This is a genomic window from Streptomyces sp. TLI_146 (assembly GCF_002846415.1).
In the GTDB taxonomy this organism is placed as follows: domain Bacteria; phylum Actinomycetota; class Actinomycetes; order Streptomycetales; family Streptomycetaceae; genus Streptomyces.
On the sequence record NZ_PJMX01000001.1, the window covers coordinates 3,352,638 to 3,374,181 of the forward strand.

At 72.7% G+C, this 21,544-nt stretch carries 22 protein-coding genes; 14 read left to right on the forward strand and 8 right to left on the reverse strand.

What is annotated here, in order from left to right; translation table 11 throughout:
* Nucleotides 1-32: 32 nt before the first annotated feature.
* The gene (locus tag BX283_RS15270) at nt 33-893 is read left to right on the forward strand and encodes a DUF4429 domain-containing protein (protein WP_101388167.1); all 861 of its coding nucleotides are present in this window, start codon (nt 33-35) and stop codon (nt 891-893) included.
* Nucleotides 894-953: 60 nt separating this feature from the next.
* On the opposite strand, the gene BX283_RS15275 is transcribed toward BX283_RS15270, so the two are convergent.
* Nucleotides 954-1,415 (reverse strand): MerR family transcriptional regulator, encoded by a 462-nt coding sequence (locus BX283_RS15275; protein ID WP_101388168.1) that lies wholly within the window; start codon nt 1,413-1,415, stop codon nt 954-956.
* 67 nt (nt 1,416-1,482) lie between these two features.
* Between BX283_RS15275 and BX283_RS15280 the strand changes: the two genes are divergently transcribed.
* Nucleotides 1,483-2,298 carry a serine hydrolase gene (locus tag BX283_RS15280; protein ID WP_101388169.1) on the forward strand — a complete coding sequence of 272 codons (816 nt, stop codon included), beginning with the start codon at nt 1,483-1,485 and terminating at the stop codon, nt 2,296-2,298.
* 275 nt (nt 2,299-2,573) lie between these two features.
* On the opposite strand, the gene BX283_RS15285 is transcribed toward BX283_RS15280, so the two are convergent.
* The gene (locus BX283_RS15285) at nt 2,574-3,233 is read right to left on the reverse strand and encodes a pirin family protein (RefSeq protein ID WP_180357163.1); all 660 of its coding nucleotides are present in this window, start codon (nt 3,231-3,233) and stop codon (nt 2,574-2,576) included.
* 80 nt (nt 3,234-3,313) lie between these two features.
* Here BX283_RS15285 and BX283_RS15290 point away from each other — a divergent pair, with 80 nt between their 5' ends.
* From BX283_RS15290 to fabF, 5 genes are all read left to right on the forward strand, one after another.
* Entirely contained in the window at nt 3,314-4,510 is a 1,197-nt protein-coding gene (locus BX283_RS15290) for a CdaR family transcriptional regulator (protein ID WP_101388170.1), read from the forward strand.
* 89 nt (nt 4,511-4,599) lie between these two features.
* Nucleotides 4,600-5,517, forward strand: a complete 918-nt coding sequence (locus tag BX283_RS15295) for an ACP S-malonyltransferase (protein WP_101388171.1) — start codon at nt 4,600-4,602, stop codon at nt 5,515-5,517.
* Nucleotides 5,518-5,530: 13 nt separating this feature from the next.
* A complete protein-coding gene (locus BX283_RS15300; protein WP_101388172.1) occupies nt 5,531-6,529 on the forward strand; it encodes a ketoacyl-ACP synthase III in 999 nt (332 codons plus the stop codon).
* 56 nt (nt 6,530-6,585) lie between these two features.
* The gene (locus tag BX283_RS15305) at nt 6,586-6,834 is read left to right on the forward strand and encodes an acyl carrier protein (RefSeq protein WP_101388173.1); all 249 of its coding nucleotides are present in this window, start codon (nt 6,586-6,588) and stop codon (nt 6,832-6,834) included.
* Between the two features lie 94 nt (nt 6,835-6,928).
* Entirely contained in the window at nt 6,929-8,191 is a 1,263-nt protein-coding gene (gene fabF / locus BX283_RS15310) for a beta-ketoacyl-ACP synthase II (protein ID WP_101388174.1), read from the forward strand.
* Between the two features lie 120 nt (nt 8,192-8,311).
* Here the strand turns inward: fabF and BX283_RS15315 are convergent, their stop codons facing one another.
* The gene (locus BX283_RS15315) at nt 8,312-8,806 is read right to left on the reverse strand and encodes a DUF3145 domain-containing protein (RefSeq protein WP_101388175.1); all 495 of its coding nucleotides are present in this window, start codon (nt 8,804-8,806) and stop codon (nt 8,312-8,314) included.
* A gap of 315 nt (nt 8,807-9,121) precedes the next feature.
* Here BX283_RS15315 and BX283_RS15320 point away from each other — a divergent pair, with 315 nt between their 5' ends.
* On the forward strand, nt 9,122-10,048 hold the full coding sequence (locus BX283_RS15320; RefSeq protein WP_101388176.1) for an SGNH/GDSL hydrolase family protein: 927 nt from the start codon (nt 9,122-9,124) through the stop codon (nt 10,046-10,048).
* Between the two features lie 178 nt (nt 10,049-10,226).
* Complete coding sequence (locus BX283_RS15325; RefSeq protein WP_101392357.1) at nt 10,227-11,447, forward strand: pyroglutamyl peptidase; 1,221 nt, start codon at nt 10,227-10,229, stop codon at nt 11,445-11,447.
* A 167-nt stretch (nt 11,448-11,614) separates the two neighbouring features.
* Here the strand turns inward: BX283_RS15325 and BX283_RS15330 are convergent, their stop codons facing one another.
* Entirely contained in the window at nt 11,615-12,415 is an 801-nt protein-coding gene (locus BX283_RS15330) for an NAD(P)-dependent oxidoreductase (RefSeq protein WP_101388177.1), read from the reverse strand.
* Between the two features lie 58 nt (nt 12,416-12,473).
* Between BX283_RS15330 and BX283_RS15335 the strand changes: the two genes are divergently transcribed.
* Nucleotides 12,474-13,400, forward strand: a complete 927-nt coding sequence (locus tag BX283_RS15335; RefSeq protein ID WP_101388178.1) for a LysR family transcriptional regulator — start codon at nt 12,474-12,476, stop codon at nt 13,398-13,400.
* On the opposite strand, the gene BX283_RS15340 is transcribed toward BX283_RS15335, so the two are convergent.
* The 3 genes from BX283_RS15340 to BX283_RS15350 form a co-directional block, all read right to left on the reverse strand.
* Nucleotides 13,375-14,163 (reverse strand): EI24 domain-containing protein, encoded by a 789-nt coding sequence (locus tag BX283_RS15340; protein WP_101388179.1) that lies wholly within the window; start codon nt 14,161-14,163, stop codon nt 13,375-13,377. The genes BX283_RS15335 and BX283_RS15340 overlap by 26 nt on opposite strands.
* Nucleotides 14,164-14,280: 117 nt before the next feature.
* Nucleotides 14,281-14,706: an organic hydroperoxide resistance protein gene (locus BX283_RS15345; protein ID WP_101388180.1), complete on the reverse strand. Its 426-nt coding sequence runs from the start codon at nt 14,704-14,706 to the stop codon at nt 14,281-14,283.
* A 125-nt stretch (nt 14,707-14,831) separates the two neighbouring features.
* Nucleotides 14,832-15,860 (reverse strand): NADP-dependent oxidoreductase, encoded by a 1,029-nt coding sequence (locus BX283_RS15350; RefSeq protein ID WP_101388181.1) that lies wholly within the window; start codon nt 15,858-15,860, stop codon nt 14,832-14,834.
* Nucleotides 15,861-15,974: 114 nt separating this feature from the next.
* Here BX283_RS15350 and BX283_RS15355 point away from each other — a divergent pair, with 114 nt between their 5' ends.
* On the forward strand, nt 15,975-16,397 hold the full coding sequence (locus tag BX283_RS15355) for a MarR family winged helix-turn-helix transcriptional regulator (RefSeq protein WP_101388182.1): 423 nt from the start codon (nt 15,975-15,977) through the stop codon (nt 16,395-16,397).
* A 155-nt stretch (nt 16,398-16,552) separates the two neighbouring features.
* Here BX283_RS15355 and BX283_RS42160 read toward each other — a convergent pair whose 3' ends face one another.
* Nucleotides 16,553-17,269 carry a hypothetical protein gene (locus BX283_RS42160; protein ID WP_180357164.1) on the reverse strand — a complete coding sequence of 239 codons (717 nt, stop codon included), beginning with the start codon at nt 17,267-17,269 and terminating at the stop codon, nt 16,553-16,555.
* Nucleotides 17,270-17,414: 145 nt separating this feature from the next.
* On the opposite strand from BX283_RS42160, the gene BX283_RS15365 reads away from it, so the two are divergent.
* The 3 genes from BX283_RS15365 (at nt 17,415) to BX283_RS15375 (ending at nt 21,288) form a co-directional block, all read left to right on the forward strand.
* A complete protein-coding gene (locus BX283_RS15365) occupies nt 17,415-17,981 on the forward strand; it encodes a hypothetical protein (protein WP_101388183.1) in 567 nt (188 codons plus the stop codon).
* 683 nt (nt 17,982-18,664) lie between these two features.
* Nucleotides 18,665-19,702, forward strand: coding sequence for a rod shape-determining protein (locus BX283_RS15370; RefSeq protein WP_101388184.1), 1,038 nt, complete (start codon nt 18,665-18,667; stop codon nt 19,700-19,702).
* Nucleotides 19,703-19,737: 35 nt separating this feature from the next.
* On the forward strand, nt 19,738-21,288 hold the full coding sequence (locus BX283_RS15375) for a GAF domain-containing protein (protein ID WP_101388185.1): 1,551 nt from the start codon (nt 19,738-19,740) through the stop codon (nt 21,286-21,288).
* Nucleotides 21,289-21,544 lie beyond the last annotated feature (256 nt).

The window sequence follows — 21,544 nt, forward strand, 5'->3', positions numbered from 1 at the left end:
CGCGCGGGCGTGCGCCGCCTACGATGAGGCGCATGGGTGATGTGCTGGCCGGAATTCATGCCACCTGGGAGTTCGAGCCCGACTCCGTACTCATCCGCTTCGAACGGGGGATCCGCACGCCGAAGCTGTTCACGGCGCTGCGCGAACGGCGCATCCCCCACGAGGCGTTGGAGTCGGTGACGCTGACCCCGGGCAAGCGCGGCACGGTGGTGCTGCACGCGGTGCCGAGACCTGGCGCCGACCCGCTGATGGAGGCAGCGGCGGGACAGCTCAAGGACGGGTGCGACCCGTACCGCCTGGTGCTGCCCGCCGAGCGCGAGACGCTCGCCGAGTACTACGCGGACGAGCTGCGCGCGCTGCTCGGCCCGGACGCGGCGGAGCCTTCGGAGCGGTATGTGGTGGCGGCGCCGGAGCTGCCGCAGAGCTTCAAGGCGTACGACGGGAAGGCCTCCTTCGACGGCCGCCAGGTGTCGTTCCGCTGGTTCTGGACGGGTGCCTCCTCGGCGAAGTGGAAGGCGGGCGACCAGACGTTCCCGCTGGCGTCGCTGTGCGGGGTCGAGTGGCGCTCGCCGGAGGTCTTCGACGGCTGTCTGCGGCTGCTGCGGCGGGACGCCGAGGCCGTCGCGCCACCGGCCGACCAGGATCCGGCCACGGTCGTCTTCGGCCTCGGGTACGGGCCGGTCCACGAGTCGCTGCCGTTCGCGGCGGCCGTCCTCCAGGCGATCCGGGGCGCCTCCGGCACACCGGTCCCGGCGGTCCTGGCGCCCCCCGGGCGGCGCGACCCGGCGGACATCGCCGAAAGGATCCGGCACCTGGGTGAACTCCATCGGGCGGGGCTGGTGACGGACGCGGAATTCAGCGCGAAGAAGGCGGAACTGCTGGCGGAGCTGTAGGAGTTGCGGCTGCGGGGCCCTGCCCCCCGCGCTGGGGGTCGCCCAGGGCCGGGGTCCGGGTCAGGCCCGCTCCGACGCCCGCCGCGCCTCCGCGTAGAAGTCGATCTTGTGGTCGAGAACGGCGAGCGTGTCCTGGAGCTCCGCCATGCGCGTGATGACGTCGCGCCGGGTCTGCTCCAGGAGCTCCTGCCGTGCGTCGAAGGTGTGCTCGCCCTCGCGGACCAGCTCGGCGTACCGGACCATGTCCGCGACCGGCATCCCGGTCAGCCGCAGCTTGCTGACGAACGCCAGCCAGTCGAGGTCCTTGTTGGTGAACCGCCGCTGCCCGGTGTGCGAGCGGTCCACGTGCGGCATCAGGCCGATCCGCTCGTACCAGCGCAGGGTGTGCGCGGTGAGGCCGCTGAGGGCGGAGACCTCGCTGATCGTGTAGCGGTCCTGGCCGTCGGGGCGGGGGTGCAGCGGGCGGGTCTTGCACAGGTCCACGACCGTCGACTTCACAGGGATGCTCTCGATCACCGTCATGCCCCCACGCTAGAACGTTGGAGTGCACTCCAAGCAAGCGGTATTTCCCGGCGGACCGTTTAGGCTCGTGCGCATGAAGAGCCTGGCGCTGATCGAGAACTGGCCCGTGCCGCACGCGGCGACCGCCGTCGTCCGTGCGGACGGCACCGTCGCCGGGGCGCACGGCCCGACCGGGCAGCGCTTCCCGCTCGCCTCCGTCACCAAGCCGCTCACCGCGTACGCCGCGCTCGTCGCGTACGAGGAGGGCGCCGTCGAGCTGGACGAGCCCGCGGGGCCCGAGGGTTCGACCGTACGGCATCTGCTCGCGCACACCTCGGGGCTCGCCTTCGACGAGCACCGGGTGATGGGGGCGCCCGGGGAGCGGCGGCTCTACTCCAACGCGGGGTTCGAGGTGCTCGGCGACCACATCGCGAAGCGGACCGGGATCCCGTTCGCGGACTATCTGCGCGAGGGCGTCCTCGAACCGCTGGGGATGACGTCGACGTCCCTCGACGGCTCGCCCGCGAAGGACGGCGTCTCGACCGTCGACGACCTGGTGCGGTTCGCGGCGGAGGTGCAGGCGCCGCAGCTGCTGCATCCGATGACGGTGGCCGAGGCGATGACGGTGCAGTATCCGGGGACGAAGGGGGTTCTGCCGGGGTACGGGCACCAGAGCCCCAACGACTGGGGGCTGGGCTTCGAGATCCGGTCCTCGAAGTCCCCCCACTGGACGGGGGGTTCGTCCTCGCCCCGCACGTTCGGGCACTTCGGCCAGTCCGGGACGTTCCTGTGGATCGACCCCGACGCCGCGGTCGCCTGCGTGGCCCTGACGGACCGGGCGTTCGGGCCGTGGGCGGTGGAGGCGTGGCCGCCGTTCACGGACGCGGTGCTGGCGGATTTGTAGCGGGTTCGTTCGTCTGCGGGTGTGTGGTGGGTTGCTCGCGCAGTTCCCCGCGCCCCTGGGGGGTCGGCCGCAGCCGGAGAACCAAGCTCAGCCACGAGCTTTTAGGGGCGCGGGGCTGTGACATGTGCGGCTCCGCCGCGTGGGCGCGACCAGCGCCCGTAAGGGGCGCGGGGAACTGCGCGACCAGCCCCCCCACGGTCCGCAGACGAAGGCGGGTTTTCAGGGGCGCGGGGGAACGAAACAACCAGCCACAGAACCGCCCGCGGCGAAACGCTTCAGGCCTCGTTCAGCTCCCAGAACAGCAGCTCCGCCGGCCCCGCGGCGATCACATCCAGGCCGAGCGCGTCCGTGACGCGGGCCGAGTCCCCCGGGCCCAGCCGCTCGCCCGCGAGCGCGACCTCGCCGCGCACCACATGCACGTACACCCCCGGCGCATCCGGCACCGCCGTCCGCTCCCCGGCCGCCAGCCGGCGCACGTACAGCATCGCCCCGGCCGCGAGCACCGCGTACGGCGTCGAGTCGGCTATGCCCCGGACGATCTCGTACGACGGGGTACCGCCGGGCTCCCGGGGAGCCAGCCACATCTGGACGAAGACCAGCGGGACCGTACCGTCGTTGCGCTCCTCGTGGCGGACGCCTCCGGCCGAACTGAGGTGCTGGACGTCCCCCGCCCGTACGACCGTCGCGCGGCCCGTCGAGTCACGGTGGGTGAGCTCGCCCTCCACCACCCACGTGACGATCTCGGTGTGGCTGTGCGGGTGCTCGTCGAAGCCCGCGCCCGGCGCGAGCCGCTCCTCGTTGCAGGCCAGGACCGGGCCGAAGCGCAGGTTGTCCGGGTCGTAGAAACCGCCGAAGGACAGCGCGTGCAGGGACTCGATGCCCGCCGCCGCGTCACCGCCCCGGTAGCGCTCGCGGGCTCGCCTCACGGAAATCACGGGGTCCACGGTAGGGCCTGCCGGGCGCCCCGAACCCCCGGCAGGGCACGCACCCGTCCTGATAAGGCAGTCTTGTCCCCGTGCCCGAACCCGAATCGCCGCAGCCGCCGAACGCCGCCCATCCGCACGCCGCGACCCTCAAGCGCCTTGAGCAGTCCTCCGGCCGGCTCGCCGCGAACGCCATCGCCCGCATGGACGAGACGCTGCCGTGGTACCGGGCGATGCCGCCGGAGAACCGGTCCTGGATCGGTCTGGTCGCCCAGGCCGGCATCGCGGCCTTCACCGAGTGGTTCCGGCACCCGGACACCCCGCAGGCCATCTCCACCGACGTCTTCGGGACCGCGCCCCGCGAGCTGACCAGGGCCATCACCCTGCGGCAGACCGTGGAGATGGTGCGCACCACCATCGAGGTCATGGAGACCGCGATCGAGGAGGTCGCGGCGCCCGGCGACGAGTCGATCCTGCGCGAGGCACTGCTGGTCTACGCCCGCGAGATCGCCTTCGCCACCGCCCAGGTGTACGCCCAGGCCGCCGAGGCACGCGGTGCCTGGGACGCCCGGCTCGAGTCCCTGGTCGTCAACGCCGTCCTCTCCGGGGAAGCCGACGAGGGTGCCGTCTCCCGCGCCGCCGCGCTCGGCTGGAACTCCCCCGAGCACGTCTGCGTCGTCCTCGGCACCGCCCCCGAGGGCGACAGCGAACTCACCGTCGAGGCCATCCGGCGGGCCGCCCGGCACGCCAAGCTCCAGGTCCTGACCGGGGTGCTCGGCGACCGCCTGGTCGTCATCGCGGGCGGCAGCGACAACCCGCTCCAGGTCGCCAAGGCCCTGATCGGGCCGTACGCGGCCGGTCCCGTGGTGGCCGGCCCGGTCGTCCCCGACCTGCTGGCCGCCACCCGCTCCGCCCAGGCCGCCGCCGCCGGACTCAAGGCGTGCTCGGCCTGGCAGGACGCCCCCCGGCCCGTGCTGGCGGACGATCTCCTGCCGGAGCGCGCGATCGCCTCCGATCCGGCCGCGCGCGAGCAGCTGGTGGAGGAGATCTACAGACCGCTGGAGGAGGCGGGCTCGGCTCTCCTGGAGACCCTGAGCGTCTATCTGGAGCAGGCGAGCAGCCTGGAGGGCGCGGCCCGGATGCTCTTCGTGCACCCCAACACCGTGCGCTACCGGCTGCGACGTGTGACGGACGTCACCGGCTGGTCGCCCTCAGATGTACGTTCCGCCTTCACGCTCAGGATCGCCCTGATCCTGGGGCGTCTGGCCGACGGAGATCCGCAGTCCTAGACTTTTGTCGGACACCCACAATTCCCCCGACGGTTCTTCGTCCCTGTCCCCACGGGCGAGCAGGGCCGTCCACAAGAGAGAGTGTGAGAGTGCTCGTACTCGTCGCTCCCGGCCAAGGCGCTCAGACGCCCGGCTTCCTGACTCCCTGGCTCGACCTCCCCGGCGCCCGTGACCGGCTCGCCGCGTGGTCCGACGCCATCGGGCTCGACCTTGTCCACTACGGCACGCAGGCCGACGCGGACGCCATCCGCGACACCTCGGTGGCCCAGCCCCTGCTGGTCGCCGCGGGTCTGCTCTCCGCCGCGGCACTGGGTGACATCACCCCGGGCGCGGTGGCGGGCCACAGCGTCGGCGAGATCACCGCCACCGCGTACGCCGGTGTGCTCTCGGAGGAGGCCGCGCTCGGCTTCGTCCGCACCCGGGGCCTGGGCATGGCCCGGGCCGCGGCCGTCACCGAGACCGGTATGTCCGCGCTGCTCGGCGGCGAGCCCGAGGTCGTCTTCCCGCACCTGGAGAAGCTCGGCATCACCCCGGCCAACGTGAACGGCGCGGGCCAGGTCGTGGCCGCGGGCACCCTGGAGCAGCTGGCCGCCCTGGAGGCGGACAAGCCCGAGGGCGTGCGCCGCGTCGTACCGCTGAAGGTCGCGGGCGCGTTCCACACGCACCACATGGCCCCGGCGGTCGAGGAGCTGCGCGAGGCCGCGGGCTCGCTCGACATCTCCGACCCGAAGATCACGTACGTCTCGAACGCGGACGGTGCCACCGTCGCCACCGGCGCCGAGATCGTCGCCCGCCTGGTCAACCAGGTTTCGAACCCCGTCCGCTGGGACCTCTGCATGGAGAGGTTCCAGGAACTGGGCGCCACCGCGCTGATCGAGGTGTGCCCCGGCGGCACCCTGACCGGCCTGGCCAAGCGCGCACTGCCCGGCGTGAAGACCGTCGCCCTGAAGTCCCCGGACGACCTCGAAGCGGCCCGCGCGCTCATCGCCGAGCAGAACGCCGGATAAGGAGCCGTAGCGCATGTCGAAGATCAAGCCCAGCAAGGGCGCGCCGTTCGCCCGGATCATGGGCGTCGGCGGCTACCGGCCGACCCGGGTGGTTCCCAACGAGGTCATCCTGGAGAAGATCGACTCGTCCGACGAGTGGATCCGCTCCCGCTCCGGCATCTCCACCCGGCACTGGGCCTCCCCCGAGGAGACCGTGACGGCGATGTCGGTGGAGGCCGCGGGCAAGGCCATCGCGGACGCCGGTCTCACCCCCGAGCAGATCGGCGGTGTGATCGTCTCCACGGTCTCGCACTTCAAGCAGACCCCGGCGGTCGCCACCGAGATCGCGGACAAGATCGGCGCCGTCAAGCCGGCCGCGTTCGACATCTCCGCGGGCTGCGCGGGCTTCGGCTACGGCCTGACCCTCGCCAAGGGCATGATCGTCGAGGGTTCGGCCGAGTACGTGCTGGTCATCGGCGTCGAGCGGCTCAGCGACCTGACCGACCTGGAGGACCGCGCGACGGCCTTCCTGTTCGGTGACGGCGCGGGCGCGGTCGTGGTCGGCCCCGCGGACGAGCCGGGCATCGCCCGTACCGTCTGGGGCTCCGAGGGCGACAAGTCCGAGACCATCAAGCAGACCGTGCCGTGGACGGAGTACGACAGCTCCGCGGGCAAGTTCCCTGCGATCACGCAGGAGGGCCAGGCGGTGTTCCGCTGGGCCGTGTTCGAGATGGCGAAGGTCGCCCAGCAGGCGCTGGACGCGGCCGGAATCAGCGCGGACGACCTGGACGTCTTCATTCCGCACCAGGCCAACATGCGGATCATCGACTCGATGGTGAAGACCCTCAAACTGCCGGAGCACGTCACGGTCGCCCGTGACGTGGAGACCACCGGCAACACCTCGGCCGCCTCGATCCCGCTCGCGATGGAGCGGCTCCTGGCGACCGGACAGGCGAAGAGCGGTGACACCGCGCTCGTCATCGGCTTCGGGGCGGGTCTCGTCTACGCCGCGACGGTCGTTACCCTCCCCTAGGCACACCGGATCTTCCGGATGCCCACAAACCCGTAAAAAAACCGAAGGAGCGCCACATGGCCGCCACTGAGAAGGAGATCCTCGACGGTCTCGCCGAGATCGTCAACGAGATCGCCGGTATCCCCGTCGAGGACGTCCAGCTGGACAAGTCCTTCACGGACGACCTGGACGTCGACTCGCTGTCCATGGTCGAGGTCGTCGTCGCCGCCGAAGAGCGTTTCGAGGTCAAGATCCCGGACGACGACGTCAAGAACCTGAAGACCGTCGGCGACGCCGCGGACTACATCCTGAAGCACCAGGCCTGAGTCTCCCGACTCAGTCCCGGACTCAGTTCCGCGTGACTGCCGCCACCCGGCGGTGGCGCCGCTGATCCCCCCTTACACCGTGGAGAAATTTCCTGTGAGCTCGACCAATCGCACCGTGGTCGTCACCGGTATCGGCGCAACCACACCGCTGGGTGGCGACTCCGCCTCGACCTGGGAAGGTCTGCTGGCGGGCCGTTCCGGCGTCCGGCCCCTGGAGGGCGAGCGCTTCGCCGACCTCCCGGTCCGCATCGCCGCCACCGCCGCCGTCGACCCGGGCGAGGTACTGCCCCGCCCGCTGGCCCGCAAGCTGGACCGCTCGGCGCAGTTCGCGCTGATCGCGGCCAAGGAGGCCTGGGCCGACGCGGGCTACACCGCCCCCGCCGGTGACGACCAGCCGATCGCCCCCGAGCGGCTCGGCACGGTCATCGCCTCCGGCATCGGCGGTGTGACCACCCTGCTCGACCAGTACGACGTGCTGAAGGAGAAGGGCGTACGCCGCGTCTCCCCGCACACCGTCCCGATGCTGATGCCGAACTCCCCCTCGGCCAACGTCGGTCTTGAGGTGAACGCCCGCGCGGGCGTCCACACCCCCGTCTCCGCCTGCGCCTCGGGCGCCGAGGCGATCGGCTACGCCGTGGAGATGATCCGCACCGGCCGCGCCGACGTCGTCGTCGCCGGCGGCACCGAGGCGGCCATCCACCCGCTGCCGGTGGCCGCGTTCGCCAACATGATGGCGATGTCCAAGAACAACGAGAACCCCGAGCAGGCCTCGCGCCCGTACGACAAGGCCCGCGACGGCTTCGTCCTCGGCGAGGGCGCCGGTGTCGTCGTCCTGGAGTCGGCCGAGCACGCCGCCAAGCGCGGCGCCCGGGTCTACTGCGAGGTGCTGGGCCAGGGCCTGTCGGCCGACAGCCACCACATCGCGCAGCCCGAGCCGACCGGCCGGGGTGTCGCGGCGGCCCTGCAGAACCTGCTGGACTCCACGGACCTCAAGCCGTCCGAGGTCGTCCACCTCAACGCGCACGCGACGTCCACCCCGCAGGGCGACGTCGCCGAGATCAAGGCGCTGCGCAAGGTCCTCGGCGACGACATGGACCACATCGCGGTCTCCGCGACCAAGTCCATGACCGGGCATCTGCTCGGCGGCGCCGGCGGCATCGAGACCGTCGCGACGGTCCTGGCGCTGCACCACCGGGTCGCGCCCCCGACCATCAACGTCGACGAGCTCGACGACGAGGTCGAGGCCGACATCGTCCGCGGCGAGCCGCGCCAGCTGCCGTCCGGGTCGATCGCCGCGATCAACAACTCGTTCGGCTTCGGCGGGCACAACGTCGTGCTGGCGTTCCGCTCCGTCTGAGACACGCGCCGAGACTCGCGTACGTAACCGGAAGGGCCCCCACCGAGCGGTGGGGGCCCTTTCCGTTACGTCTCTCGGGCGCGTTCCGTTACGTCTCTCGGGCGTGTCGGACGGGGTGGGTCAGACGACCTGGTGCAGCCAGCGGACGGGAGCGCCCTCGCCCGCGTACCGGAACGGCTCCAGCTCGTCGTCCCAGGGCTTGCCGAGGAGGCGGGCGATCTCGGCCTCCAGGTCGGTCTCGCCCCGCACCGAGCGGGCGAGCGCGGCCCGCAGCCGGTCCTCGGGGATCAGGATGTCGCCGTGGATGCCGGTGACCGCGTGGAAGATTCCCAGGTCGGGCGTGGCGCTGTAGCGCTCGCCCTCGGCCTTGGCGCACGGCTCCGCCGTGACCTCGAACCGCAGCATCTGCCATCCGCGCAGGGCGGACGCGAGTTTCGAGGCGGTGCCCGGCTCGCCCTGCCAGGAGAACTCCGCTCTCCAGGTGCCCGGCGAGGCGGGCTGGCGGATCCAGTCGAGCTGGACGCGCACACCGAGCACCCCCGCCACGGCCCACTCGACGTGCGGGCACAGCGCGCGGGGGGCGGAGTGGATGTACAGAACTCCACGTGTCGTCACCGGGACCTCCAGTGCGGTTCGAGGTTCGCCTTCCCCAGCGGCCTCGCGCCCCTACCGGTCTCGGTCAGGACAGCACCTGACATTCTGCCCCGGGGTTCAACAGTAAACAGCATCGGGAGTTAATCTCCTGAATGGGGACAGTATGTGACGTGATGTAATTTACCGGAGCCGTCTGGCGTGGTTCCTCTGGCTGGACGGGCCAAAGCTACCGCGCGGAGCAGACAGAAAGGTGTCGTACGGTCGGTCCTGGGCCCGGGAAACACGAAGCTTTCACTCGCCAGGACGCCAGGGGCACCCGAGGGAGGGGACCAGGGGATGGACCACGGGACGTTGCCGACCCGCCGAAGCCGCTCCGCGCGGGGCCGTACCGCGGCCGCCGCCGCTCTCACGGCGGTGGCGCTCGCCGTCACGGCGGGGTGCACCAGCTCCGAGCCATCCGCCGGGCACCGCGCCGAAGCGGCCCCCAGGCCGTCGCCGACGCCCACCCCCCACTGGAACCCCCGCCCGGCGTCGATCGCGGCCGTGGGCGACTCGATCACCCGGGGCTTCGACGCCTGCATGGTCCTCTCCGACTGCCCCGAAGCGTCCTGGGCGACCGGCAGCGACCACGGTGTGCGCTCGCTCGCCACCCGGCTGCTGGGCGCCGGAGAGGCGGCCGCGCGCAGCTGGAACTACGCCAAAACCGGTGCCCGGATGTCCGACATCCCGGCCCAGCTGAACCGGGCGGCGGCCCACCGCCCCGAGTTGGTCACGGTGATGGTCGGCGGAAACGACGCCTGCCGGGACTCGGTCGACGGCATGACGTCCGTGGCCGCGTTCCGGACGGGCTTCGAGAGGTCCCTGCGCCAGCTGCGCACCACCCTGCCCAAGACGCAGGTGTACGTGTCGAGCGTGCCGGATCTCAAGCGCCTCTGGTCGGAGGGGCGGGGCAACGCCCTGGGCAAGCAGATCTGGAAGTTGGGCATCTGTCAGTCCATGTTGAGTGACGCGGACGACCTGGGGGCGGCGGCGGTCGAGCGGCGTGACGCGGTGTACGCGCGCGTGGTGGCGTACAACAAGGCGCTGAAGGACGTGTGCGCGAAGGACCGTTACTGCCGTTACGACGGGGGCGCGGTCTTCGACTACCGCTTCACCGACGACCAGCTGAGCCACTGGGACTGGTTCCACCCCAGCAAGGACGGACAGGGCCGGCTGGCGGAGATCGCGTACCGCAATGTGACGGCGGCGAGCCCCCCGAGGTAGCACGAGGTAGCACGCGGCGGCGGCCGAATCCCTCCCCTTCCTCTCCCGTGGCTTCTCGTCCCCCTGTTCACACGGGAGTTCCTTCTCGATACTGGCCGCCCAGGCCTCGACGGAAGGATGCGCGGTGGGACGTGTACGCGGTGTACGGGTGGCGCGGCTGGCCCTGCTGGTGGCTTCGATGACGGTGGGCGCCGCGCTCGCCCCGGTCCCGGCGCAGGCGCAGGCCCCGGCCGCGACGGGGGCGCCGCCGACCGTGGAGGAACGGCGCCTGGACCTGGCCGTACCGCAGGAGATACTGCGGCGCTCCGGGTTCGACGGCGTGGCCCCGGAGTTCGCGCGCGAGCTCGGCGGCGTACGGTCCTACCGGCAGGCCCAGCAGCTCATCGCCCGCGAGGGCGGGGCGCTGTGGCGGCGGGCCGTGGACCGGGCGCAGGGCCGCGGCCCGGCGGGCGGCGACCTGAGCCGGGACGACGACCGGCCGCTGTACTGGGCGCGGCTGGGAATGACGCGGGAACTGCGGGGCTGGGAGCCGGGGTTCGGCCTGTCGGCGGGGCGGCGGGCGGCGCTGCTGGACTGCCTGGAGCGGTCGTCCCGGGGCCAGGACTCTCTCTCGTACGGCTCGGGCAAGGGCTACAAGCGCATCCTGCTCACCGGCTTCGACCCCTTCACGCTCGACCGGGACATCCGGATCAGCAACCCGTCGGGGGCGACGGCCCTGGCGCTCGACGGCACATGGATCTCGACGGCCGCCGGGCCCGCCCGGATCGAGACGGCCGTGTTCCCCGTCCGCTGGGACGACTTCGCGGCGGGCACGGTCGAGCGCACGCTGCGGCCGGTGCTGCCGAAGGTCGACCTGTTCACCACGGTGAGCCAGGGGCGGATCGGGCGGATCGACATCGAGCGGTTCAACGGGGCGTGGCGGGGCGGGTTCCCGGACAACGAGGACGTGTCGCGGACGGAGACGGTCCCGGTGTCCGACCCGGCGAGCCAGCCGCAGTGGACGTCGACGACGCTGCCGTACGCGGCGATCGTCGCGGCCCGGACGGGGCCGTTCCCGGTCTACGACCACACGTCGGTGACGGAGATTCCGGCGGGCGGGACGGGGCCGGTGGTGCGGGAGGCCGGGCCTTCCGCGGGGTCCGTGGCGCGGGCGGGAGGCGGGGGTGACTACCTCTCCAACGAGATCGCGTACCGGGCGACGCTGTTGCGGGACCGGTTGGGTCTGGCCGTCCCCGGGGGGCATGTGCATACGCCGGTGCTGCAGTTCGGCGCGGACAATGCGGATCCGTCGACGGGGTCGGTGACGGATCCGGAGTTCGTGCGGAATCGGGGGGAGATTGTGGGGCAGGTGCGGGCGATTGTGGCGACGGCGGTAGCCCCCACCCCGCCCCTTCCCTAAACCCTCCGGGGGGTTTGTTTGTCTGCGGACCGTGGTGGCTGGTCGCGCAGTTCCCCGCGCCCCTAACCACCTAGGGGCGCGGGGAACTGCGCGAGCAACCCAGCACGGTCCGCAGCCGAAGCACCCGGCCGCCCGCCCAGGGCTTTAGGGAAGGGGCGGGGTGGGGGTCAATCCCGGAGCGCGGAGAGGTCCGCCTTCGACAGGTCCTCGCGGGACGCCAGCGCCTCCCCCACCGCCTCCAGCACCGGCAGCCCCCCGACCCCCGTCGCCAGCGCCACATCCTTCGCCGCCAGCTCCACCGGGAAGTACGCCTCCGTCGCGAACAGACGCCCCACCAGACCCCCCAACGGGCTCGCCTCCAGGGACGCCCGCGCCAGCGAATCCGGCAGACCCAGCGCCGTCGCCAACCGCAGGGACTCCGCCACCAGAGCCACCCCGCCGATCACCCCACTGATCAGGACCAGCTTCAGCGCCGCCCCCGTACCCACCTCCCCGCACCGCGTCACCGACCCCAGCTCCGCCAGCAGCCCGGCCACGGCGGCCGTCTCGCCGCCCGCCAGGATCAGGAGTTCGCCGGTCGCCGCCCGATCCACGCTGCCCATCACGGGCGCGTCGATGAACGCGACCCCGGCGGGCAGCCGGGACGCCAGCTCCCGGACCGTGTCCGGCCCGACCGTCGACGTGTCGATCCACGTCATCCCCGCCCGCAGCGCCGGAACCATCGCGTCCGCCACGGCGAGGGCCGCCGCCGGGTCCGCCAGCATCGTGATGACCACGTCGGCCTCGCGGACCGCGTCGGCGGGGGTGGCGGCGGCCACGGCCCCCTCGGCCACCAGCGCCGCCGCCTTGCCCGGCGTACGGTTCCAGACCGTCAGCCCGTAACCCGCCGAGAGCAGTCGGCGCGCCATCGGCGCCCCCATGTTGCCCAGCCCCAGAAACGCCACCGTCTTCGTCTTCTCGCTGTTCATGGGACGACCGTACGAAGGTCTTCACCCATGCCACAAGCGAATGTCTAGCATGGGAGACATGAGTGACGCGCATAGCTCAACCCACAGCCTCTACGACGTCTTCCTCCGCGTCGCCTCCGACGGCTCCTTCACCGCAGCCGCCCAGGCCCTGGGCTACACCCAGTCGGCCGTCTCGCGGCAGGTCCAGACGCTGGAGGACGAGTTGGGGAGCGTGCTCTTCGACCGGCTGGCCCGGGGCGTGCGGCTCACCGAGGCCGGGCGGGTGCTGGTGCCGCACGCCGAGGCCGTACGGGACCGGCTCGCCGCCGCCCGCGCCGAGCTCTCCGCGCTGCGCACGCTCGACGGCGGGCTGCTGCGGGTCGGGGCGTTCTCGACGGCGGATGCCGCACTGCTGCCCCGCGCCCTCGCCGCGTTCCGGCGCCGCCACCCCGGGGTGACCCTCGCCCGTACCGAAGGGCCCTCCGTGAAGCACCTCGGGCTGCTCGCCGCCGGGGAGCTGGACATCGCCGTGGTCAGCGCCACCGCCGGGCGCGCTCTCGACGGCTGTGCGCTGCGGCACCTGCTCGACGAGCCGATGTTCGTGGCGATGCCGCAGGACCACCCGCTGGCGGGGCGCGAACGGGTGCGGCTGGCCGAGCTCGCCGACGAGGAGTGGGTCGCGGGCAGCACCCGGCCCGAGGACACGCTGATGCGGCCGGTCCTGGAAGCCGGGTTCCGGCCGCGCACGACCCTCGTCGTACGGGACTGGATCGCCAAGCAGGGCTTCGTCGCGGCCGGGCTCGGCGTGACCCTGCTGCCCGCCCTGGCCGCCGACTCGGTCCGCGCGGACATCGTGCTCGTCCCCGTGCACCCGGACGACGTACCGACCCGGGCGGTCTACGCGGCGACCCCGCACGGCCGCGCCGACTCCCCGGCCGTGGCCGCCTTCCTGGCCGAACTGCGGTCGGCGGCCCGGCGGATCACGCCGCCGTCAGACCGCCCGTAGGTTCCGGCTCCGGCTCCGCCGGGGTCTCCTCGCGCAGGTCCCGCACCATCAGCGTCGCCCCCGCCACCGCCCCCGGCATCAGGAACACCGCCACGAACGGCACCAGGAACGCCAGCGTCAGCGGGACGCCGAAGCCGAGGACCAGCAGGCGGCGGGTGCGCAGCAGGGCGAGGCGCTCCGCCAGCTCCACCCCCCGGCGCTGGAGCGCCACCGCCGTCAGCTCCTCGGTCAGGAAGAAGCCGGAGACGCAGAAGCCGATCGCCGGGACCACCGTCTGCCCGACCACCGGCAGGAAGCCGAGGGCGAAGAGGAGGATGCCGTACAGGACGACGCGGGTCAGTACGCGTACGGAGTCACGGGCGGAGATCCACAGCTCGCGCCAGAGCGGCAGACCGGACTCCGGGGCCTCGCCGCCGCTCTCCGCGCGGTCGACGTCCTCGGACAGCTTCTCGTAGAAGGGCTGGCCGACCAGGAGCGTCACCGCGGTGAAGGTGATCACCGCGAGGAACAGGCCGAACGCGAAGACCAGCGCCGTCAGGAACCCCCGGAACAGGCTCAGCCACGGCGAGGACCAGCCGTCGGCGAACGGGGTCGCCCAGCCGACGAAGTCGTCCGCCCCGTAGGCGAGGCCGGTCAGCGCCGCCGCGTACAGGACCAGGGTGACCAGGCCGGGCAGCAGTCCCACTCCCAGGGACCGGCCGTGCCCGGTGACCCATCGCTGCCCTTTGACCAGATAACCGAAGCCCGCCCCGAGATCACGCATGGCCGAACTCTATCGGCCGGTAACCGCCCCTCTCGTACGGGAGTTCCCCGCTCCGGAACACGGCGAAGGGCCGCACCCCATGTGCCGGGGTGCGGCCCTTCGTACAGAACGGGGACGTCAGGCGACCGCGAGGTCCACCGTGATGTTGCCGCGCGTGGCCTTCGAGTACGGGCACACCTGGTGCGCCTTCTCGAGGAGGTCGCGCGCGGTGGCCGCGTCCACGTTCGGGATGGCCGCGGAGATCTTGACGATGATGCCGAAGCCGTCGTCGTTCTTGCCGATGCCGACCTCGGCGGTGACCGTCGAGCCGGATATGTCGGCGTTCTCCTGGCGCGCGACCACCCCGAGGGCGCCCTGGAAGCAGGCGCTGTAACCGGCCGCGAACAGCTGCTCCGGGTTGGTGCCCGCGCCGCTGCCGCCCATCGCCTTCGGCGGGTTCACGACCACGTCGAGCGAGCCGTCGTCGGTGGCGACCCGGCCGTCCCGGCCGTTCTCGGCGGTGGCGACGGCGGTGTACAGAACGTCGGACTGCTGGATGGACATGCTGGGTGCTCCTCCTGGTCGTTCCCGGCCGCTCGCGCCCACGACAGCCCGGGATGTGGAAAGACCTTATCGGATGGCGGAAGTCATCCGATAAGGTCTTCACGGTTCCACGGGCGTGGCAGAGGTCACTCGCCCAGCGAGACGACCATCTTTCCGGTGTTCTCGCCCCGGAGCATGCCGAGGAACGCCTCCACGCCGTTGTCGATGCCCTCGACGACCGTCTCGCCGTACTTCAGCTCGCCGGAGGCGATCCAGCCGGCCACCTCCTGGACGAACTGCGGCTGGAGCGCCGCGTGGTCGCCGACGAGGATGCCCTGGAGCCGCAGCCGCTTGCCGATGATCATGGCCATGTTGCGCGGGCCCGGGGTCGGCTCGGTGTCGTTGTAGCCGGCGATCATGCCGCAGATGGTGGCGCGGCCGTGCACGTTCAGCGAGGAGATCGCCGCTTCCAGGTGCTCGCCGCCGACGTTGTCGAAGTAGACGTCGATGCCGTCCGGGGCGGCCGCGCGCAGCTGGTCGCGGACCGGGCCGTTCTTGTAGTTGAAGGCGGCGTCGAAGCCGAGCTCCTCCACCAGCCACTTCACCTTCTCGTCGGAACCGGCCGAGCCGATCACCCGCGAGGCGCCCTTGAGGCGGGCCATCTGGCCGACCTGGCTGCCGACCGCACCGGCCGCGCCGGAGACGAAGACCGCGTCGCCCTCCTTGAAGGAGGCCACGTCGAACAGGCCCGCGTACGCGGTCAGGCCCGTCATGCCGAGCACACCGAGGTACGTGGAGAGCGGGGCCAGCGAGGCGTCGACCTTGGTGGCGTGCTTGGCGTCCAGATCGGCGTACTCGCGCCAGCCGAGCCCGTGCAGCACATGGTCGCCGACGGCGAAGCGCTCGTCGTTCGAGGCCACGACCTCGCCCACCGCGCCGCCGTCCATCGGCTTGTCGAGCTGGAACGGCGGGATGTACGACTTCACGTCGTTCATACGACCGCGCATGTACGGGTCGACGGACATGAAGAGGTTGCGGACCAAGATCCGGCCCTCGGCGGGCGCGGCGACCGGGACCTCGCGCAGCGCGAAGTCGGCCGGGACGGGCCAGCCGTGCGGGCGGGCGACGAGGTGCCATTCACGGCTGGTGGCGGGGAGTGCGGACGGTGCGGACATGAGGGTGCGTCCTCCTGCGTTGCGGGCGCCGGATCCGGCGGATTACTTCAGGTACTGAAACAACCATGCTCCTGGATATTTGAGATTGTCAAGTAACTCGGTACGCTGGTACCCATGGCCATGCGTATGGATCCCCTCACCGTCGAAGTCGTCGAACTCATCGGCTCGGTGGTGGCGCGCTACCACGAGGAGTACGAGCGGGCCGCCGCCGAGCACGCGCTCACCGGCGCGCAGGCGCGCGTCCTCGGGCTGCTCTCGCTGGAGCCGGTGCCGATGCGGCAGATCGCGCGGAAGCTGAAGTGCGAGCCGTCGAACGTCACGGGGATCATCGACCGGCTGGAGGCGCGCGGTCTGGTCGAGCGGCGCCCCGACCCGGCCGACCGCCGGGTCAAGCTGGCCGCCCCGACGGAGGAGGGCCTGGCGACGGCGGCGCGCCTGCGCGACTCCCTGGACTTCGCCCGCGAACCGCTGGCGCAGCTGTCGACCGACGAGCGGACGGTGCTGCGGGATCTGTTGCGGCGGATGCTGGGGCAGTGAGCCCGGTCTTCGTCTGCCGGCCGGTGGGTGGCTGGTCGCGCAGTTCCCCGCGCCCCTGGAAGCGCCCCTTCGGGGCGCCCAGGGGATTGCCGCGCAGCGGCATTTTCAGGGGCGCGGGGAACTGCGCGGCCAGCCACCCACGGCCCGCAGCGAAACTACAGGCACCACCAGAGAAAGCGGTTGCACGTCTGGGTCGGGGTCGGCGAGGGGGGCGGCGCCGGTGGCGGCGGGGCGTCCGAGGTCGACGGCTGGGGCGAGGTCGACGGCAAGGGGGAGCCGTCCGGGCCCGTCGGCGTGGGCGCCGGGGCGCTGGGCGCGCCGGTCGGGCCGGTGGCGGGGTGCGAGCCGCCCGGGGAGGGGGGACCGGTGCCGCTGCCGGTGCCGCCGCCCGGCCCGGGGTGCGTACCGCCCGGACGCGGATGCTGCTTGCCGTGCCCGTTCCCGGCCGGCACCGCGCTCGGCCGCTTGGGTCCGCCCACATCACTCGCGTCGGGAGCGGGCGCGGACGACTCCTGCGAGATCTGCTCCTCCTCGTGTACGGAGGTGGCGGCGCCCCGGTCGTCCGGCGGCGGCTCCATGGCGAGCCGCGCGAGCCCCAGCGCACCGGCCGCGAGGACCACACCCGCCGAGCCGAACAGCACGAGGCGGCCACGCTGCTTGCGGGCGCGGCGGCGCGGGCGGGCCGCCCGGGGCGGTTCGCGGCGCGCGCGGCGGTGACCGACGACGGGGGCCGGGGCCGCACCGGATGCGGCGGCCTCGTACACCCCGAGGTCGATGGTTTCGGGCTGCCGCAGTTCCTCCGCGGGGGTGCCGCATCCGGCGCAGGCCAGTGCGCCGTTGAGGTGCCGTCGGCAGGCGTGGCAGTAATCCATGGCCAACGGAGGCTATGCGGGGAGCGGTCAACAATTGGGGCCGGGAATGTGTGGATCTTGTGTGGAACCCCTTCTTCCACGGCGCGTCGGGGGCACGAAGTCGGGCGTTCGGTGCGTTGTCGGTGGGGCCGGGCAGGATGGGGTCATGACGGACGCGCAGCCCCACCACTTCGGCCCGCTCGACTTCCAACTCGTCCTGCTGCGGCGGATGGCGGACCACCAGCCGGAGCTGGTCGACGACGCCCGCCGCGAGCTGGGGGTGTCGACAGCCGCCATGCGGGAGGCCAACCGGCGCTGGCAGGCGATGAGCCGTTCGCCGCGCTCCCGGGGCGCCGCCGCGCGGTACCGGTCGGTGCTGGGCGAGCCCGAGACGGTGGCCCCGCGCAAGGTCGGCGACCTGGAGTGCGAGGCCCGGCTGTGGCCGGTGCCGCTGTGGCCGACGCTGCGGTTCGAGGTGCTGGCCGGACCGGACGGCACGGTGTGGAACGAGTGGCTGGTCCGCGCGCCCGGCGAGCCCGGCCCCGCCCTGCGGACGGCGGCGGACCTGCGCCCGTGGTCCTGCACGGTGGACGAGGCCGCCCGCGCCTTCCCCCCGGCCCGCCCGATGGAGGGCAGCGCCCCCACCCGCTGGCAACTGGAGCTGACGGTCCCCGGCGGGGGGACGTGTGTGGCGGAGTTCTCGTGGGGGTTGTTGCAGCGGGTGTTGGGGTGAGGGGTGCGTGCTTCGTCTGCGGGTTGTGGGGTGGCTGGGCGCGCAGTTCCCCGCGCCCCTAGGGGGTTGCCGAGCGGCGGGACCGTGGCGCCGAACTTTGCCTCGCTGAGCGACTTCGCCTGCGGGTTGTGTGTGGCTGAGCGCGCAGTTCCCCGCGTCCCTAGGAGGTTGCCGAGCGGCAGGACCGTTGCGCCGAGCTCTGCCTCGCTGAGCGACTTCGCCTGCGGGCCGTCGGTGGCTGAGCGCGCAGTTCCCCGCGCCCCTAGGGGGTGCCCGTCGGCGGGGGCGCCACTTCGGCGGAACCGGTGCGCTGGGCCTTGCCGCGCTGAGCAGCCACGTCCCCCTAAGGGGCGCGGGGAACTGCGCGACCAGCCCCCCCACCGGCCCACACACGAACACCGGGCCCAAGAAAGGGGCGCGGAGAACTGCGCGGCCAGCCACCCACCGGCCCGCACACGAACACCGGGCCAAAGCAGGGGCAAGCCACAGACGGCCCGCCGCTGAAAGCCCCCCCCCCAACCCCCCGCAGGCGCACCGACCCACCCCCCACAGTCCCCCAATCGGCCCTCCCCCGGAGGGAACTCGCACTCTGTCAGCCGACGCCCGACCGGCTCATCCCAGCGCGCGCGGCGCCCCCCGCCGCCGGACGATTCGATCAAGAGCCGCCACTCGGGAGGATCGCCGTGACCGTCAGTCTGGAGCAGTTGCGCCGTTGCCATGTAGCCGTCGACCTCGGGGCCGCGAGGACGCGCGTATTCGTCAAGGGCCTGGGACTCGTCGTGGACGAGCCAAGCGTCGCGGCCGTCAACACCCGTACCGGCGCACTGATCGCCGTCGGCGCGTTCGCCGAGAAGATGACGGGCCGTACGCCCGACTACATCCGCGTCGCCCGGCCCGTCACCGGCGGCACCGTCGTCGACATCGAGATGGCCCAGCGCATGCTGCGGCATCTGGTCGGCGAGAAGCTGCGGCGCCAGCTGCGCCGCAAGCCGGGGCTGCGGGCCGCCGCCTGCACCCCGCACGAGGCCGACCCGCTCGCCCAGCGCGCCGCCGTCGAGACCCTGGTGGGACTCGGCGCCCGCCGGGTCGAGCTGGTCGACACCCTGATCGCGGCGGCCGTCGGCTGCGGGCTCCCGGTCGAGCAGCCGACCGCCACCATGATCATGGTGTGCGGCGCGGCCACCACTCAGATCGCGGTGCTCTCGCTCGGCGCGATCGTCACCGCCGAGCGGATCCCGGTCGGCGGCGACGCGATCGACCACGCCGTCATCCAGCACCTGCGCCACCAGCACGAGCTGATGCTGCCGAGCCAGTCCGTGCGCCCCCTCCAGCTCGCCCTCAGCGGCAACGGGCTGACCCCGCACGGCCCCGCCTCCACCGAGATCCACGGCCGGGACGTCGCCACCGGCCTCGCCCGCTCGGTCCAGGTCGACACCGCGGCTGTCCGCGACGCGATCCACACCCCGCTGACCGCCGTCCTCGACGGCATCGGCAAGGTCCTGCGCGACTGCCCCCCGGACCTGGTCGCGGACCTCGCGGACCGGGGGATCATGATGGTCGGCGGAAGCGCCCTGCTGCCGGGCCTGGACCAGATGCTGCGCAAGGCGACCGGCATGCCCGTGGCCATCGCCGAACGCCCGGACGTCTGCGCCATCCTGGGCCTCGGCGCGATGCTGGACGGCAAGATCGAGCCGATGGTCCTCGACCCGCTGGCCGAGTGAGGCAAGGGGCGCAAGAGCACAGGGAGAGGGGTGCGGTGCGCGCGGACGACCGGTCCGGGGACGGGGCACCCCTGCCCGTCCTGCTCGAAGCCGTCCTCGGCGTCGGCTCCGAGCTCGAACTGCGCACCACCCTCCAGCACATCGTGGACACCGCGGCCGAGCTGACCGGCGCCCGGTACGGGGCGCTCGGCGTCGTCGACCCCGAGCGCGGCCGGCTCACCGAGCTGTTCACGGCCGGGCTCACCGACGCCGAGCGGGAGCGGATCGGGGCGCTCCCGGACGGGCGCACCGGGGTGCTCGGCGCGCTCGTCCAGGACCCGCGCCCGCTGCGGCTCGACGACCTCACCGCCGACCCGCGCTCCTCGGGCGTGCCACCCGGCCACCCGCCGATGCGCTCGTTCCTGGGCGTCCCCATCCGCGTACACACCGAGGTGTTCGGCAACCTCTACCTCACCGAGAAGGACGGCGGCCCGTTCACCGACGGGGACCTCGCGCTGCTGCGGGTGCTCGCCTCGCAGGCGGGGATCGCCATCGGCAACGCCCGCCTCTACGAGACGGCCCGGCGCCGCGAGCGGTGGATCGAGGGCGCCGCCGCCGTCACCACCTCGCTCCTGACCGGTGACACGGCGGCGGACGCGCTGATGACGGTCGCCGAGCGGGCCCGGCTGCTCGCCGACGCGGCGGCCGGGGTGGTGCTCCAGCCCACCCGGGAGGGCGGCATGGAGATCGTCGCCGCGTCCGCGCCGGACGACCCGGGCGACATCGTGGGGACGACCATCGCGCCCGGCTCCCCCGTCCTGGTCCAACTGCTCGGCGGCGAGCCGGTGTTCATCGAGGACTCGGCGACCGACCCCCGGATGACCACGCATGTACGGAGCCGGTTCGGGCCGAGCATGATGCTGCCGCTGCAGAGCGGCGGCAAGCTCATCGGTACGCTCGCGCTCCCCCGGCGGCGCGGGGCCGAACCGTACACGGCGGTGGACCGGCTGCTGGCCGCGCAGTTCGCCTCGCAGGCCGCGCTCGCGCTGGTCCTCGCGGACGCGCAGCACAACCGGGAGCGGCTCGCGGTGTACGAGGACCGCGACCGGATCGCCCGCGATCTGCACGACCTGGTCGTCCAGCGGCTGTTCGCGACCGAGATGATGCTGGAGTCGACGCGCCGCCGCGCCGCGAAGGGGTCCGGCGACGACACGGACGAGCTGCTCACCCGGGCGGTGGACGAGCTCGACTCCACGATCCAGGAGGTCCGCACCGCCATCTTCGCCCTCCAGCAGCCGCCCGCCGACGCGCCGACGACGGTACGGGGGCGGGTGCTGCGCGAGACGGACGGCGCGGGGGCGCTGCTGGGGTTCCGGCCGTCGGTGCGGTTTTCCGGGGCGGTGGACGCGGTTCTGGACGACGCGGTGGCCGGGCGGCTGCTGTCGGCCCTGCGCGGCGCGCTGGCCGCGGCGCATCGGCGTGCGGGGGTGTCGTCCGTCGCGGTCGTGGTCGACGTGACCGTTGTCCTGGCGGACGGGCGGCCCGGTGTACGGCTCACCGTCACGGACGATGGGGAGGGGACGGTGGTTTGGGAGGCGCCGCGGTAGGGGGCGGTTTGATGTGCGTCGGCGGCTGCGGGCCGGTGGGTGGCTGGTCGCGCAGTTCCCCGCGCCCCTAAAAGCGCCCCTCCGGGCCGCCCAGGGGATTGCCGCGCAGCGGCATTCTTAGGGGCGCGGGGAACTGCGCGAGCAACCGGCCACGGTCCGCAGACGAACGAGGGTTCTCAGGGGCGCGGGGAACTGCGCGACCAGTTGGGGACGGCCCGCAGACAAACACCGGGCCAAATTCGGATGCGTACCCGGC

Excerpts from the sequence above, each read along its gene's own strand:
- BX283_RS15340 (WP_101388179.1), bottom strand. The coding sequence starts at position 14,163 with ATGCGTGATCTCGGGGCGGGCTTCGGTTATCTGGTCAAAGGGCAGCGA.
- BX283_RS15330 (WP_101388177.1), bottom strand. The coding sequence starts at position 12,415 with ATGAACAGCGAGAAGACGAAGACGGTGGCGTTTCTGGGGCTGGGCAAC.
- BX283_RS15300 (WP_101388172.1), top strand. The coding sequence starts at position 5,531 with ATGTCGAAGATCAAGCCCAGCAAGGGCGCGCCGTTCGCCCGGATCATG.
- BX283_RS15365 (WP_101388183.1), top strand. The coding sequence starts at position 17,415 with ATGACGGACGCGCAGCCCCACCACTTCGGCCCGCTCGACTTCCAACTC.
- BX283_RS15270 (WP_101388167.1), top strand. The coding sequence starts at position 33 with ATGGGTGATGTGCTGGCCGGAATTCATGCCACCTGGGAGTTCGAGCCC.
- BX283_RS15345 (WP_101388180.1), bottom strand. The coding sequence starts at position 14,706 with ATGTCCATCCAGCAGTCCGACGTTCTGTACACCGCCGTCGCCACCGCC.
- BX283_RS15350 (WP_101388181.1), bottom strand. The coding sequence starts at position 15,860 with ATGTCCGCACCGTCCGCACTCCCCGCCACCAGCCGTGAATGGCACCTC.
- BX283_RS15335 (WP_101388178.1), top strand. The coding sequence starts at position 12,474 with ATGAGTGACGCGCATAGCTCAACCCACAGCCTCTACGACGTCTTCCTC.
- BX283_RS15320 (WP_101388176.1), top strand. The coding sequence starts at position 9,122 with ATGGACCACGGGACGTTGCCGACCCGCCGAAGCCGCTCCGCGCGGGGC.
- BX283_RS42160 (WP_180357164.1), bottom strand. The coding sequence starts at position 17,269 with ATGGATTACTGCCACGCCTGCCGACGGCACCTCAACGGCGCACTGGCC.
- BX283_RS15325 (WP_101392357.1), top strand. The coding sequence starts at position 10,227 with ATGACGGTGGGCGCCGCGCTCGCCCCGGTCCCGGCGCAGGCGCAGGCC.
- BX283_RS15355 (WP_101388182.1), top strand. The coding sequence starts at position 15,975 with ATGGCCATGCGTATGGATCCCCTCACCGTCGAAGTCGTCGAACTCATC.
- BX283_RS15305 (WP_101388173.1), top strand. The coding sequence starts at position 6,586 with ATGGCCGCCACTGAGAAGGAGATCCTCGACGGTCTCGCCGAGATCGTC.
- BX283_RS15275 (WP_101388168.1), bottom strand. The coding sequence starts at position 1,415 with ATGACGGTGATCGAGAGCATCCCTGTGAAGTCGACGGTCGTGGACCTG.